The sequence below is a fragment of the Cryobacterium sp. Y11 genome, assembly GCF_002929535.1.
Classification (GTDB): domain Bacteria; phylum Actinomycetota; class Actinomycetes; order Actinomycetales; family Microbacteriaceae; genus Cryobacterium.
Genome location: NZ_PJJO01000053.1, coordinates 120,776 through 134,943 on the forward strand (window position 1 = coordinate 120,776; position 14,168 = coordinate 134,943).

General features: G+C 64.7%; 14 protein-coding genes. 10 read left to right on the plus strand and 4 right to left on the minus strand.

The window, feature by feature from the left end; all coding sequences use genetic code 11:
• Window positions 1-23 precede the first annotated feature (23 nt).
• The 3 genes from CXY75_RS07055 to CXY75_RS07065 all read left to right on the plus strand — a co-directional run bounded on the left by CXY75_RS07055 (window position 24) and on the right by CXY75_RS07065 (window position 2,860).
• Window positions 24-896, plus strand: a complete 873-nt coding sequence (locus CXY75_RS07055; RefSeq protein WP_158251148.1) for a YbdK family carboxylate-amine ligase — start codon at window positions 24-26, stop codon at window positions 894-896.
• A gap of 474 nt (window positions 897-1,370) precedes the next feature.
• On the plus strand, window positions 1,371-1,985 hold the full coding sequence (locus CXY75_RS07060) for a hypothetical protein (RefSeq protein WP_104082117.1): 615 nt from the start codon (window positions 1,371-1,373) through the stop codon (window positions 1,983-1,985).
• Window positions 1,986-2,251: 266 nt separating this feature from the next.
• The gene (locus CXY75_RS07065) at window positions 2,252-2,860 is read left to right on the plus strand and encodes a hypothetical protein (protein ID WP_104082118.1); all 609 of its coding nucleotides are present in this window, start codon (window positions 2,252-2,254) and stop codon (window positions 2,858-2,860) included.
• 24 nt (window positions 2,861-2,884) lie between these two features.
• Here the strand turns inward: CXY75_RS07065 and CXY75_RS07070 are convergent, their stop codons facing one another.
• Entirely contained in the window at window positions 2,885-4,561 is a 1,677-nt protein-coding gene (locus CXY75_RS07070; RefSeq protein ID WP_104082119.1) for a flotillin family protein, read from the minus strand.
• 407 nt (window positions 4,562-4,968) lie between these two features.
• A complete protein-coding gene (locus CXY75_RS19780; protein WP_158251149.1) occupies window positions 4,969-7,035 on the minus strand; it encodes a caspase family protein in 2,067 nt (688 codons plus the stop codon).
• A 171-nt stretch (window positions 7,036-7,206) separates the two neighbouring features.
• On the opposite strand from CXY75_RS19780, the gene CXY75_RS07080 reads away from it, so the two are divergent.
• From CXY75_RS07080 to CXY75_RS07100, 5 genes are all read left to right on the plus strand, one after another.
• Entirely contained in the window at window positions 7,207-7,506 is a 300-nt protein-coding gene (locus CXY75_RS07080) for a hypothetical protein (RefSeq protein ID WP_104082120.1), read from the plus strand.
• A 196-nt stretch (window positions 7,507-7,702) separates the two neighbouring features.
• On the plus strand, window positions 7,703-7,978 hold the full coding sequence (locus CXY75_RS07085) for a hypothetical protein (RefSeq protein ID WP_146069394.1): 276 nt from the start codon (window positions 7,703-7,705) through the stop codon (window positions 7,976-7,978).
• 78 nt (window positions 7,979-8,056) lie between these two features.
• The gene (locus tag CXY75_RS07090) at window positions 8,057-8,425 is read left to right on the plus strand and encodes a hypothetical protein (protein WP_146069395.1); all 369 of its coding nucleotides are present in this window, start codon (window positions 8,057-8,059) and stop codon (window positions 8,423-8,425) included.
• 512 nt (window positions 8,426-8,937) lie between these two features.
• A complete protein-coding gene (locus CXY75_RS20995) occupies window positions 8,938-9,117 on the plus strand; it encodes a BTAD domain-containing putative transcriptional regulator (protein WP_369826694.1) in 180 nt (59 codons plus the stop codon).
• Between the two features lie 51 nt (window positions 9,118-9,168).
• Complete coding sequence (locus CXY75_RS07100) at window positions 9,169-10,023, plus strand: TIGR00645 family protein (protein WP_233201785.1); 855 nt, start codon at window positions 9,169-9,171, stop codon at window positions 10,021-10,023.
• A 183-nt stretch (window positions 10,024-10,206) separates the two neighbouring features.
• On the opposite strand, the gene CXY75_RS07105 is transcribed toward CXY75_RS07100, so the two are convergent.
• Complete coding sequence (locus CXY75_RS07105) at window positions 10,207-11,925, minus strand: AMP-binding protein (RefSeq protein WP_199182398.1); 1,719 nt, start codon at window positions 11,923-11,925, stop codon at window positions 10,207-10,209.
• A gap of 140 nt (window positions 11,926-12,065) precedes the next feature.
• Here CXY75_RS07105 and CXY75_RS07110 point away from each other — a divergent pair, with 140 nt between their 5' ends.
• Both CXY75_RS07110 and CXY75_RS07115 read left to right on the plus strand, forming a co-directional pair.
• Window positions 12,066-13,028 (plus strand): ornithine cyclodeaminase family protein, encoded by a 963-nt coding sequence (locus tag CXY75_RS07110; protein WP_199182399.1) that lies wholly within the window; start codon window positions 12,066-12,068, stop codon window positions 13,026-13,028.
• A gap of 22 nt (window positions 13,029-13,050) precedes the next feature.
• The gene (locus tag CXY75_RS07115) at window positions 13,051-13,554 is read left to right on the plus strand and encodes a GNAT family N-acetyltransferase (RefSeq protein ID WP_233201786.1); all 504 of its coding nucleotides are present in this window, start codon (window positions 13,051-13,053) and stop codon (window positions 13,552-13,554) included.
• On the opposite strand, the gene CXY75_RS07120 is transcribed toward CXY75_RS07115, so the two are convergent.
• A complete protein-coding gene (locus CXY75_RS07120) occupies window positions 13,551-14,114 on the minus strand; it encodes a DUF1003 domain-containing protein (protein WP_369826695.1) in 564 nt (187 codons plus the stop codon). The genes CXY75_RS07115 and CXY75_RS07120 overlap by 4 nt on opposite strands.
• Window positions 14,115-14,168 lie beyond the last annotated feature (54 nt).

The window sequence follows — 14,168 nt, forward strand, 5'->3', positions numbered from 1 at the left end:
TGCAAGGGCGTTGGAGGGGGTGCATGCGAACGTTTGGCATTGAAGAGGAATTCATCTTTCTCAAGCCGACCACGCTGCGGCCGGCCAACGTGGGTGAGGCGCTACACACCGAGCTACTCGGCCATTCGGCGGTGTCTCGATTTGTCAGTCATGAGTTTCTTGCGGCGCAGATCGAACGATCGACGCCGGTCTTTGATCGCTTCGAACAGGCATCCGCTGACCTACTCGCGTTTCGGTTTCGCCTGGCCCGCGCCGCCGAGGCCCGCGCCGTTCTCGCATCTGGCGTCGGAGCGCCTTTGCAGACCGAAGGCTGGCCGGAGGTGACCAATGCGGAGCGGTATCACACGGTCGAGACCGAGTTTTGGGGGTTGGTGCCCGATCACCTCATCAATGGACTGCACGTGCACGTCGGCATTCCCAACCGCGACACCGAGATTCACGCTCTCAATCGGGTGCGCGTCTGGCTACCGACGTTGCTTGCGTTGGCCGTCAATTCGCCGTTCTGGCTCGGGGCCGACACCGGCTTCTCGAGCTGGCGCAGCGTGCACATGCGCCGCTGGTCGACGATCGGCTGCCCACCGATATTCACGGATGCCGCCGATTACGACCGCAGAATTCGCCGGCTCGTCGGGGTGGGCGGCACCTACGATCTGCGCACCATTTCGTGGAATGCGCGCCTGGCCGAAGACCACCCGACCGTGGAGATTCGCGTGTGTGACGCCCAGTTGGGCGCGCCGTCGACCCTGCTGCTGGCCGCCCTCACCAGTGCGGTCGTCACGACAGCACTGCGCGGCGGCAAGGATATCGGAGCTGAACGCCAGCGGGCAGCGATGCGAGCCGGAGGCCAGTCGGCCTTGGCCGCCCTGTTCGGGCACGCGCGCACCGCGCACGTGTGAGGTAGACCCGACAGTCCTTGGTGCCAGACACCAACCTGTAGATGGGCGAACGCGCACCAGTCATGTTCACCCCGATCAGCTACCGCAGGGCATACGAAGACGGCGCCATCACGACCCACGGTGGCGCTAGCAGGGAACCCTGAGCTGCCGCGGACATTTCGGACGCACCGAATTCTCCACCACCGACACCGAGCCTGCGCGAGATGCCACTTCTGGCCCCATGAGAGTTTGCTAAGGGGCTAGAAGTGGCATCTCGCGAAAACCATGGGGCTAAAGATGGCATCTCGCGTCCCCGCACCACCTCATGGGGCCAGACCTGGCATCTCGCGGCGATTGCGTGAGCACACCCAGCGTCCGCTCGGCAACACACCTCGACCCGCGCCATGTCGATGGAGTCCTAGCGGGATTCGCCCCACGACACCAGCCTGTGGATAACTTAAACGGGAATGTAGCAATCCGGTCTACTGTGACCCCATGCGAAACCCGTCGCGTCACCGCTCTCTAAAAACCGCTGCGTTCGGCGTCGCCCTGCAGTTTCTGGCGCTCGGCACGCTGAGCGGATGCATGGCCACTCCCGCGCCGCCCGACACGTCGCCGCCGACCGCCGAAACTACCCCTGCGCCGACCAAGGCCGCACCAATCTTCGCGTCGAACGACGAAGCTCTCGCCGCCGCGACCGCTGCCTACGCTGCGTACTCGACTGAAGTGGACGATTTTTTCACGAACGGCGGACGAGATCCTGTCGCGGCCGTTGGCTCCCTGGTCAGTAAGCGATATGAACCAGAGGTACTCGCCGGGCTTGACGATTTTGCGAAATCTGGAAATGTTGGCCGAGGTGTCTCCACCTTTGACACCATTTCCCTCGTGAGCTATTCCGATGTCCTAGCTGGGCACGCCCAGGTGGACCTCTATCTTTGCTCGGATTTTTCAGGTATACGAGTTTTCGATGCGTCCGGGACAGACGTCACTCCAGCCGGACGACCCGAGCGAGTTCCACTTCAAGTCGGATTCGTCTCCAGTAAGGGCGAACCAGCCAAACTCCTTATCGACAGGGAAGACTCATGGTCCGGTCAAAACTTCTGTCAGTGATCCTAATCTTCATGACATCGATATCCTCGCTCGCTATTTCCGCTGCTGACGCCGATGCCGATGCTGACGTCGCCGTAGTCGATTGCAGTCGTCTAGGCCGAATGAATGGGAAATGCCCGGACACGAGAGGGGTCGCAAATGACGACAGCGTCAACCTGACTGCGGAAGCTACGGGGACGTCAGATGGCAAAGGTAGAGCAACTCGGGCTGGCGGCGGCTCAACGGGCGGCTCCGCCGAAGTAGAGAAATGTGCGCGCCGCAACCCAATGTCGCCAGAAATCGAATGGGTTCCCTGCGGCACCGGCACGTTCACGATGCTGCAAGGACACCCTGAGTGGTCACCATCCATCGCGGAACCCGGTCCGGCTTGCACCCTCTGCTCCGCCGACACCGTCGTGCGAGTCTCCGACCTTGAAAACTTCCCCGCCTATCCAGCCCCGACATCCATGGAACCCAATGGCTGGGCCATCGTCGGACTCGCCGCAAACTTCTGGGTGAACGCATCCACTCAAATCGGCGAAGGACTACTACTCGGCCAGCCAGCACAAGTCATGTTCACACCAATCGCCTACCACTGGGACTACGGCGACGGCGCCACCGCGACCACCGCAACTGGCGGAGCGAGCTGGGAAGCGCTCGGCCTCACCGAATTCTCCACCACCCCCACCAGCCACCAATACACGATCAAGGGCACCTATCCTGTCGTGCTCACGGTCACTTACCACGCCGACTACAGCTTCGGCGACCAAGGCTGGCGCCCCGTCGACGGAACCGTCACGGTACCCTCAGTACCATTCACCGTCGTCGCCGCGAAAGAATCCACCGTACTCGTTGCCGAGGACTGCCTCGCCAACCCCCACGGCCCCGGCTGCTAACCGTGGCGCGCGGTGATCGGGAGGTTACGGCAGCAGACGGTCGCCGGCTTTCTTGGGCAGGCGCGCAGCCGCAGCTTGGGCGATGGCGGCAGCGGCCTCGTTGGCGAGGGCATCAAGATCGACGCCGTTGATTGAATCGGCAACGGATGCTTCGCCAGCAGCCGAGCGGGCCGCATCCGTAGCGGTCGCCACCGACGTCGCCACCGAAGTCGCGGCGGTCGCGGCGGTCGAGGCCGACGGTGCGGCTGGCACCGACGGCGACGTCATGACAGAATCCGTCGATGACGTGTCCGTCCACGCAGCAACCGGCGCGGTGGATGGGCCGGCGTGGGCCGGCGAGGCGTTCCGCAAAGCCGCCCCGGCAGTTCCACCGAGCAGGCCGCCCAGCAGGTCCTTGATGCCGATACCCATAGTGGAGCCGAGCACAGCGTCAACCTCGCTGAAACCCGACGCGACGTTCTTGGACAGCTGACTGGCACCATCCGTTGAAATGACGGTGAGCTGGTCGATGTTGCCCATAGGCGCGGCGAGCTCGTGCGCGATCTGCGGCAGCATCTCCACCAGGCGCAGCTGAATGAGCGCCTCAGACTGCTGAGCAACGGCCTCGGCCGAGAGCCGGGTGGCCGTCGCCTCAGCGGTACCGCGGGCGAGAATGGCGTCGGCCTCGGCCTGACCCTCTGCACGGGTGGCGTCGGCGTTGGCGACACGGCTGTCGCGATCGGCGGTGGCTTTGGCAACGGATGCTTCGGCGGCAGCGATCGCGGTCACCCGGATGCGGTACGCATCGGCATCGGCGATCGCGTTGACCTCGGACTCCAGCTCGGCCTTGCGCAAGCTCGCGCGGCGCTGGGCCGTGAGCTCCTGCTCCTGCACGATGGCCTGCTGCGCCTTTGCCTCGGCGAGCGGCTTCGATGCAGCAGCTTCGGCGGAGGCCTTGTCAGTGTCGAGCTGCAGCGCGGCCTTCCGCAGAGCGAGCGTGTTTTGGGCTTCCGCGATGGCCTGCTCGGCGGTGATCAGGGCTTCCTGCGACTCGCGGTTCGCGACGTGCTCGGCCACCTCCGCCTGGCGGCGCACCTTGGCCTGCTCGGCACGGCCAATGTCTCGAATGTAGTCATTCTCGTCGGTGATGCCCTTGATCTCGAACGAGTCAACGTCAAGGCCCTGGTTGGCGAGGGATTCGCGGGCGGTGGCGAGCACCGAAGTGCCGAGCTCGTCGCGCTTCTGAATGACCGTCATCACGTCGGTCGCCCCGATCGAGGAACGCAGCGAACCGCTCAGTACCTCCTGAGCGAACCCATCGATGTTCTTGTCCTGGCCAAGAAAACGCTGGGCGGCGGCGCGAATGGCTGCGGGGTCGTCGCCGACCTTGACGATGGCGACGGCTTCGACGGAGAGCGTGATGCCGTTGCGATCCTGCGCGACAGCGGTAATCTCGATCGCCCGGCTGCGGAGGCTGATCTTGAACGCCTTCTGAAAGAAGGGGGTGATGAACACACCCTGCCCGTGCACCACGCGCTGGCCGGATTCCTCGAGCGTGGCACCATCGACGATGGTTTTGCGGCTCTTCTTGCCGGTGATAATGAGGGCCTCATCGGGCCCGGCATTCTTGTAGATCGTCTTCGCGTAGATCAGGCCGATGAGCAGTACAACGACGATCGTAAAAATGATCCCGGGGATCGGGCTGAACAAGAAATCGAGCATGGGGTCCTTCCGAGGCGCATGGCGCGTACATCGTTTCGGCGATCCGGTCACGAGACCTCGGCGCAGAGCTGTTCTCCCAGTGTCGCAGGGCGCGGCGCAGGATGCGAAAGATGTCGACAATAAGCGGCTGCCGTCGGCCCGTCGCCCCCGTCGGGGCACTTTCACGGTGCGCGCGGACTGCGCCGCTGCGCGGGAGGCCCAACTCCCGCTCACTGGCGCAGCACCCGCGAATCGCGTGGCGCGGGACTTCCGGCCAGGCCGTGCCTCCCGCGTACTGGCGCAGTTCCCGCGTACGGCGACACGGCCCAACGGATGCCCGGTGCCGCAGTTCCCGCGCAGCGGCGCAACTCTAGCGCAGTGCTGCAACTCCAGCGCGGCCGACCTGCTCAGACCGCTGCCCCGTTCGGCTAGCCGTCGATGAAGTCGGCGGCGGCGCGCAGGAACGCGGCGGCCGCGAGGGCGCGCGCTGCGGCATCCGCTTCGCGAGAGGCCACGATACCCGTAACGCCAGCACTGCCGGCGGATGCCCCCGGCGCGTCATTCCCGGTGCCACCACCACCGGCGCTGACTCCGACAGCGACGCCGAGCAGTGCCGTTATCGTGTCCGGCAGGGGGCCGGGTGCGGCGCCAAGCGGGTCGGCGGGCGGGTCGGTAGTCGGATCGGCAGGCGGCAGGTTCGCCGGTTCCGCCGCCGCGGCCATGAGCGGAGCCAGGAAAACCCGGGATTTGGCGGCGCGCGGACCGTTGAAATCGGGGTTCTGCCGCGCCTGGCTCAAAAATGTCTCCCGCACCTTGGCCAGAAATTTCCCGTTGGTCAGCCGATTCGCGCTCGGAACGACGAGGAGGCTCGCGGCAACGGTGAAGTCGCCGTGCCCGCCCGTCTCGTATGCTACCTCGGCGGGTTTGCAGGCGCTGAACAGCACCTCCCGCGCCAATGCCCGCTTGCCGGCCCGGGCGGGCGTGCCGCGCTTGGCCCGATAATTCTTGCTCGTTGCCTCGTCGGGAATAATGAACCGAGCTCGACGCCCGTGCGGGGCGGATGCCGCGCTGAGGTCGGCGACATCGGCCGGCAGCAGTTGCAACCGACGCTGTTCATCGCCCGAATGGTACGAATCAAAGAACACAGTGAAGCTCACCCCGTCGGGTAGCTGGTCGAAGATTTCCCCGAGGTCGTCGTCGATGATCAAGTTGCCGTCACGAAAGTCGATCGGGCAGAGGGCTTCGTCGTACTTCTTCTCGGCGTTGCCGGCCTCGGCATCCGCTACGCAGCCGTCGAGGGCATCGCCGCCGGGATAGGCGTTGATGCGGACACAGAGCGCGTGGTGCGTGCCGGCTGGCCGGGGCGCGGCAGGATCGGGCACCGGCCAGAGCTCGTCTCCGCGGCTGCGGATGACCGGGAATGATTGAACGTGTGAGCTGCCGGTGACCCGGCGGGCCACGCTGTCCATGGTGGGAATGTCGTTGTCGAAATCACCGTGGCTGGTCGACGTGCTTCGGCTGGTTACCGGGCCGCTCGTCGTTTTCGACCAGATGATGTCGGCGGCGCCGCCGAGACTGGGCGACCCGCTCGTGCCGGACAGCCCGAACAGTTTGGCCAGCACCGGGTCAGCCCGTAGGCACTCTTCGAGGCCGAGAATCGGCGAGAATTCTTTGGGCTCGAACGAGGCCCGAACGAGGTAGAGCAGGGACTTTCCGTAGCCGCCGAGGCAGGTATCGTCGCGTTCGAGTTTCTCGGTCATGGTGAACACGGCGAGCGATTGCACTCCGCGGCCGATTTCGGGCACGAGCTGCTTTTCGAAGATGTCGGTGCGCACAGCTGGGGCGAGCAGACTGAGCGTGTCGAACGGCGGCACTCCCACCGTCAACGCCGTCGGCATAAAGAAGGAGTGAAAGATCGACCCGGCGCTATGCCCGACGGCGTGCAGGCTGATCGTTTCCGGGTGGGCCGTGCAGTAGGCGCAGAGCGCCTCAGCGACGTAGCAGGCCCCGCCGTCGCCGGCCGACGCCGCCTCGGCCGATCGTTTCATCTGCCCCCAGATCGCCTCACCCTGCCCAAATCGCGCGGCGAGTTCCAGCACCCGATCCTTGGCGTCGTCAAGCCAGCCGCGCCGGCCCATGGCCCAGTCCCCGGCGGCGCTCGTGATGGCCCCAGCGAGACTGGTCTCCCAGACGAAGTGAATGGGATAGACGCCGTTGGACTTCCACCAGTTGACCTGAACCTGAGCGATCCGCAGCCCGGCCTGTTCATCGACGAGCCCGCCGTGGGCGTGGAAGACGACCGGAACGACGCCGTCATGCTCAGCCACGAATGCCGGCAGGTACCTGGAGAAGATGGCGTCGACACCGTTCTTGATGCTGTGGAATGCTCCACTCGACGAGAATTTGCCACCGTTCAGGTTGATCACGTGCGGCCGCAGCCGGTCGAGTTCGGTCTGCGAAAGCGACAGCGGCGGTTGCCGCGTCGCCACGGTCATCTGTTCGGGAACGGCGCCGTTCCTCTCACGGTCAAGTGCCTCTGAAACAGGGGTGGGACGTTAGAGATTATGGCGCTGACGTGTTACTACCAGGTTATCTTCGCCTGAGCCTTGACAGACCCGGTCGATGGTTGGAAATTACCGATCAGAACGGATGCTGTAGGGGCCGCCATGACAACTGGTATCGATCCGGGGCTCAGCGCTGCCGGACAGGGCGGCCTGCAGATCAACCTGACCGTTTTGGCAGAGGGTCCGTTCACGACGGTCCCCCGCAACCCTTCGACGGACGAACCAGAGCTACTGCTGACGACGACCCTGCGGGTTCCAGTTCAGCGCATCGGACCTGGACCGCGCAGCGTGCGGTTCGACGTGATCGTGCGCCGTTCAGGCGAGAAGCCGTTCAGGCGAGAAGCCGTTCAGGCGAGAAGCCGTTCAGTCTCAACCTCGGTTCCCCCACCCCGCCGTGGATGATCCTCGATGAGAAGCCACCCGACAATCTCGAGGTACTGCTCGGGGACAGCCGGTCGACCACGGCGGTGCCACTCGCTCTGATTCGCGACCTCGTGGCCCACGAAGTGACGCACGCATCGTCGACGGCTACCGACCAAAGTGGGCAGATGCCAACACCGAAGCCGATCAGCTCGCCCTGCACGAGGCCATCGCCGACTTGGTGGCGTTGCTCTCGGTGTTCTCCACCCGCGTGCTGGTCGAACAGTTGCTCACCACGACGGCTGGCGACAGCCTCGATCTGGATTCTCTCGACGAGAAATCGCCGCTCCGCAAACTGTTTCGCCTTGGCGACGGACTTTTCAAACGCCGGGCGGTGCGGCCGTCCCTGAACGACAGCACGGCCGGCTGGCGCACCCTGCACGATCCGTACGCCCGCGGCGGGGCGGTCGTTCAGGCGCCGCTGCGAGTGGTGTCCCGGCGCTGGCTGCAATGACTCGACGCGCCAGGCGGCCGCCCGCGCCTGCAGCAGGTGGACCGCGCCGGGGCATCCGTTGGCCGGCAGGTACTGAGCATGCTCATTCGAAGCCTCGGCTATATGACGCCGGTCGATGTCACCTGGGAAGACCTGCTGCGCGGCATTCTCGCCGCCGACACCGCTGTCGTGCCCGACGACGACCTCGACTATCGCGGCGCGGTCGTCACAGCATTTGCCGAGGCTGAAATCGTCCTGCCGACGCCGACCGATCTGTCGGGAGTGTCGACCTTTGTGGGCTTGCGGTATCCGGTTCGCCGAGCCGCACTGTGCAGCGCCCCGGAGGAGATCGTGCGATTTCTCTGGGAAAATCCCACCGTGCTCGCGGCGGCGGGCAACTGCGTTTTGACGAGGGCGGGCGGCACACAACGCGCACGACGGTGGTCCGTCGTGAGCTCGACATCGTGAACACGAGGTGCTCGCCCGATGTGTTGGCCCGGTCGAGCGCCTCGCTCAGTGCCCCGCAAAGAGCGTCTTTGGTCGCGGCGCGGTCGGTCGGTCAGTACGGTGATACTCGTGTCGGCGAAACCGAAAGCCATACCGAGTAGGGCGTTGACGTCTTCGGCATCGTTCACGTAGCCCTTTAACCAGCTGCTCATTGGTAAATTCTCGAACCGATTGATTCCCACGCAGCGGGCGAATTGCTTCATAATGGTCCGATCTGGCGGGGCCGGCTGCAAGCGGATGCTACGGGTACCGACCGAGGGTCTTCGACAGTCGACTGTAGTGCGGCCGGTGTTACCGAACAGTTACTGCGCGTTCTGGCGCGTGCTGGGCGCGGTACCGCATCCGTTTTGTGCCCAAAACGGCATTGACAACCTCGTCGAGGCTGGCCATTCTGGGCCGTAGAAGAACAGTGCGCTGCGGCTCGGACGGTAACCGTCGTCGATCAACTGCGCGAGAGCGCCCAGCGCCTGCTCGTGCGCTGCCACCTCGCCGAAAATAATTATGCGTCGGCGCTGCGGGTGTATCGCAACTTTCGCGCCCACCTGCAGCGGGAGCTCGGTGTCGAGCCGTCGGCCCATTTTGCCGAGTTGCTCGGGCTGGATTCCCTGAACGGTGATCCCCGACTGCTGGTGCGGGCGTTGAGAACCAGCTGAGCACATCCGCTCACAGGTTGTTCCCACTTGGTTCCCACCTATGATCGATCGGTGACCGAAACAGCCATTCCCCGCCCGTTCCGCCCCCAGTCCCGCTGGGTACGCAGCGTCGGCCTGATGATTTTCTTCAGCCGTTGGCTGCAGGCGCCCCTCTATATCGGTCTCATCATCGCTCAAATCATCTACGTGATCGTGTTCATGGTTGAACTCATCAACCTCGGTAGTGATGTCTGGACCTCGCTGACCGTGCCCGGCGACGACGGCGGCATCCACGTTGAAGAAGCCGCGATCATGCTCTCGGTCCTCGGCCTGATCGACGTTGTCATGATTGCCAACCTGCTGATCATGGTCATCATTGGCGGGTATGAGACGTTCGTCTCCCGGATCAGCATCGAAGGACATCCTGACCAGCCGGAGTGGCTCTCTCACGTCAATGCCAACGTGCTCAAGGTCAAGCTCGCCATGGCCATCGTGGGAATTTCATCGATCCACCTACTCAAGACCTTCATCGAGGTCGGCGACCTGGCCGCGCGCGGCATCCCGGTCTCCACCGACCCGACCGAGACCATCACCGGAAATGTCTACACCTGGGACGGCGTGCTCTGGCAGGTCATCATTCACATGGTCTTCATTCTCTCGGCGATTGCGCTGGCCTGGATCGACCGCATGTCGCAGTCGGGCCATGCCCCCGCCGCCACGGTGAACCCGGGGCTCCCGGTCAGCCCCGAGCCGGTCGCGGCCCTGGCTGCCGCGCCTGCGCGCCGCCAGCTCGAAGGCCACGCCGCGCCTGCCACCTCCACCGCGATCGCCGTGCACCTGTCCCAGCTCGGTCAGCTGCGTGATGCCGGTGTGGTGACGGATGCCGAATTCCTCGCCAAGAAGACGGAATTGCTCGCCCGCTACTAGAAGTTGGCCTCGCCTGTGTACGTAAAACCGGTAGATTTCGCGACACGCCGTGATCTGAGATGGGACGGCGCGGCGTGTCTCATTTTTGCCGGTTTTACGTGTCGGGCAAGCGGCAGCCGTGCACGCAATCGCCGCAGTCGCACGCGTCATGGGCTGTTAGTACCGTACGTCGAGCGGATGCGGTTAGCGCTTGAGTCCCGGAAACTCGTCGTCACGCCACTCGTTCGGCAGGCGGGTGCCGGCTGCGGCCGCGTCGTCTTCCCGCTCGCGCAACTCGACCCGGCGAATTTTACCGGAGATGGTCTTGGGCAGCTCGAAGAACTCCACCCGCCGCACCCGCATGTAGGCAGGGAGCCCGGTACGGGCGTGCAGCAGCACGGCTTCGGCGGTTTCAGCCGTCGGTGCCCAGCCCGGTGCCAGATGAATGTAGGCCTTGGGAATGTTCAGTCTGGTGGCATCGGGCGCTGGAACAACGGCGGCCTCGGCGACGGCGGGGTGCTCGAGCAGCACGCTCTCCACCTCGAACGGCGACACCTTGTAGTCGCTTGATTTGAACACGTCGTCGGTGCGGCCGATGAAGGTAAGGTAACCGTCGGTATCCATCGTGGCGACGTCGCCGGTGTGAAAGAAACCACCGCGAATGGCGTGCGCGGTGAGGTCGGGTTCGCCGTGGTAGCCAGTCATGAGGTTGACCGGGCTCTGCGAGAGGTCGAGGCAGATCTCACCCTCATCGGCGGGTAGCTCGGTGATCGGGTCGAGCAGCTTGATCGAGACACCGGGCAGTGGCAGGCCCATCGACCCGGCCTTGAGCTGCGATCCTGGCCCGTTTCCCACGATCGCGGTGGTCTCAGTTTGGCCGAACCCGTCACGGATGGTCAGCTTCCAGCCGTCATCGATCTGCCGAATCACCTCCGGGTTCAGCGGTTCGCCGGCGGAGAGCAACTCACGCAGGCTGGCCGGCCGAGGGCCGACATCCGCTTGAATGAGCATGCGCCAGACCGTCGGCGGCGCGCAGAAGGTGCTGACCTTCGCACGGTGCAGCTGCGCGATCAGGGCGGCCGGGTCGAACTTGGAATAGTTATAGACGAACACGGTTGCCTCGGCGATCCACGGGGCGAAGAAGCAGCTCCAGGCGTGCTTGCCCCAGCCGGGCGAGCTGATGGCGAGGTGCACGTCGCCGGGGCGCAGGCCCAGCCAATACATGGTCGAAAGGTGGCCCACCGGGTAGGAGGTCTGCGAGTGCAGCACCATCTTGGGCTTGCTCGTCGTGCCGGAGGTGAAATAGATCAGGGACGGGTCAGCGGATGCGACGACCGTCACGATGGGCTCAGGGGTGAGGTCGTAGGCCTGGGCGAAGTCGGCCCAGCCGAGGCGCGCGGCACCGACGCTGATTCGGGTGTAGTCACCCGGAACATCGTCGAACTTGGCCGCGTCGGCCGAGTTGGCGATCACGTGGGCGACGCCGCCGCGACGCACCCGGTCGGTCAGGTCGTGCGAGGCGAGCACCGCGCTCGTCGGCATGATGACAGCGCCGACCTTCATGATGGCCAGCATCGCCTCCCAGATTTCCCGCTGGTTGCCGAGCATGAGCATGACGTGGTCGCCTTGCCGCACGCCCTGCCTGCTCAGCCAGGTGGCAACCTGATCGGAGCGGTGCGCCATCTCGGCGAAGGTGAATTTCTGCTCGCTGCCGTCTTCTTCGACGATCCACAACGCGATCTTGTCGTTGCCGCGAGCCAGCACATCGAACCAATCAGTGGCCCAGTTAAAGTGCTCACCGACGTCGGGCCAGCGAAACTCCCGCGCAGCGCGGGCGTGATCGCTCCGCAGCGCGAGCAGTTGATCGCGTGCAACACGGTAATTAGTCGTGCTTGTCTGGTCTGTGCTCATCTGGTCAGTCATGCGCCGTTGTCTCCTCGTGCCGCCGCGAAACGCGTCGCCAGGGTGAAACGGCGACAGGGTGAAACGGCGACAGTCCATTCTCGCAGGGTGACGGACCGGACGCGCCTTGCAGCCTCATCCCGCGCGATAGTCTGCGTAGGATGACATCGACAACACCGGCCCCGACCACGATGGTCACCGCGGCCGAGATTTTCGAGCGGGTTGACTTTCTTACGGCGGTGCGCGCCGTGCAGAACGCACTATCGACCGGGCTCGATCCGGCGCAGGACTTCGCTCGCCAGGTGCTCGCGGTCGCGAACGGCCAGCTGCTGATCATGCCCGCCGAAGCGTCCGATTTTGTCGGCATCAAGGTCGCGTCGGTCGCGCCGGGCAACCCCGCTGTCGGCCAGGACCGCATTCAGGGTGTTTATCTGCTGCTGGATGCTCTCAACCTCACCCCGATGGCCCTGCTTGACGGCGCCGCGATTACGACGCTGCGCACCCCGGCGGTGTCGGCGGCAGCGGCCGATTACCTCGCCCCGGCCCGCGTGGAGCATCTCCTGGTGTTCGGATCGGGGCCGCAGGCGTGGGGGCATATCGAGGCGATGCGGGTCATCCGCTCGATCGGCCGGGTCACGATCGTGGCGCGCGACCAAAACCGCGCTGAACTGTTCGCCGCGCGCGCGATCGCGAGCGGGCTGCCGGCGCGGGTCGGTACCGCCGGCGACGTCGCCACGGCCCAATTGATTGTCTGCGCGACCACCGCGCGCACCCCCCTTTTCGACGGCGCACGGGTGCCCACCGATTGCTGCATCGTCGCGGTCGGTTCGCACGAAGCGGATGCGCGCGAGTTGGACTCCGCGCTCGTCGCCCGCTCGCAGGTCGTCGTCGAGGACCCGGCGACCGCACGTCGCGAGGCCGGCGATGTCATCATCGCGCTGGCCGAGGGTGTCATCGCCTCGGGCGACCTCGTGCCGCTGCGGGCTATCGTGACGGGGACCGTCGCCGCCGCGACGGATCGGCCGCGCATCTTCAAGAGCACCGGAATGTCGTGGGAAGACCTCGTTATCGCGACGGCCGTGTACCGGGCAGGCGTGGGCGTGGGCGTGGGCGGAGCGGCGTAGAGCACTGGCCTATCGTTATGGGGTGACCTTTTCGATTCGTTCCCTCGTACCCGCCGACCTGCCGCGACTACTCGCGCTCAACAATGCCGCCGTTCCCGCGGTCAACGAGCTGGATGCGTCGGCGTTGGCCGCCCTGGTCGAGCACAGCCACCTCGCGGTCGCGGTCGTCGCTGACGACGATGCGGCTGCTGATGTACTCGGCTTCGCCATTTTGTTTGTCGCGGGGGCCGCCTATGAAAGCGAGAATTACCGCTGGTTCTCCAACCGTTCCACTGATTTTCTCTACGTCGACCGCATCGTCGTGGCAGACGGTTTTCGCGGGCAGGGGCTCGGCCAGGTGCTCTACGACGCTATCTTCGGTGCGGCCCGCCGCGAGCTGCTGGCCGAGGTGCTGTGCGAGGTCAACCTTGAACCGCCGAACCCGGGTTCGCTCGCGTTCCACGGCCGCCTCGGGTTCGCCGAGGTTGGCCAGCTATCGACGAAGGGCGATACCGTCGTCGTGAGCTTACTGGCGGCATCCGTTTAAGCGGACCCTGTGATCGTGCGGCCAGCCTCGGGCTGCTCGGCCGCAGCTGCCGGCCGGGGCAGGTCGAGGTGTTCGCGGATAGTCTGCAGATCAGCGATCAGCACGAGCTGACGATTGTTAATCGCGAGCAGGGCGTCAATATCAGTCTTCGCGGCAATGTTGGTGTCGAAGTCGTGCTGCGCCAGGGCCGCCGCGATCGCATCTTGCCGTTTGGCGGAGATGAGCAGGATCGCGCCCTGCAGACCGGCGAGCATGCTCAGAAATAAGTTAAGCAGAATAAAGGGGTAAGGATCCCAGCCGTTCGCGAATGAATTCGCCACGGCCCACAGAATCACGAACAAGACGAAGCCACCGACAAAACGCCAACTGCCCATGGAGTTGCGCATGGTGTCGGCGGCCCGCTCCCCCATGGTTAAAGACTTCTTGTGCTGCTGATGCCAGGTAAAGCTGGAGCCGCGCCGTGCGCTCGTCGTCTTCGGGGCGGGCCCAAGGTCGTGGGATCCGCCGGACTGTGGAGGAACGGAATTCAGGGGAACATTATTCATTGGCACGGTATTCATTGGCACAGTGTATGACCGGCACAAACGTGAACGAAGGGTGTCTTTAAGACGACC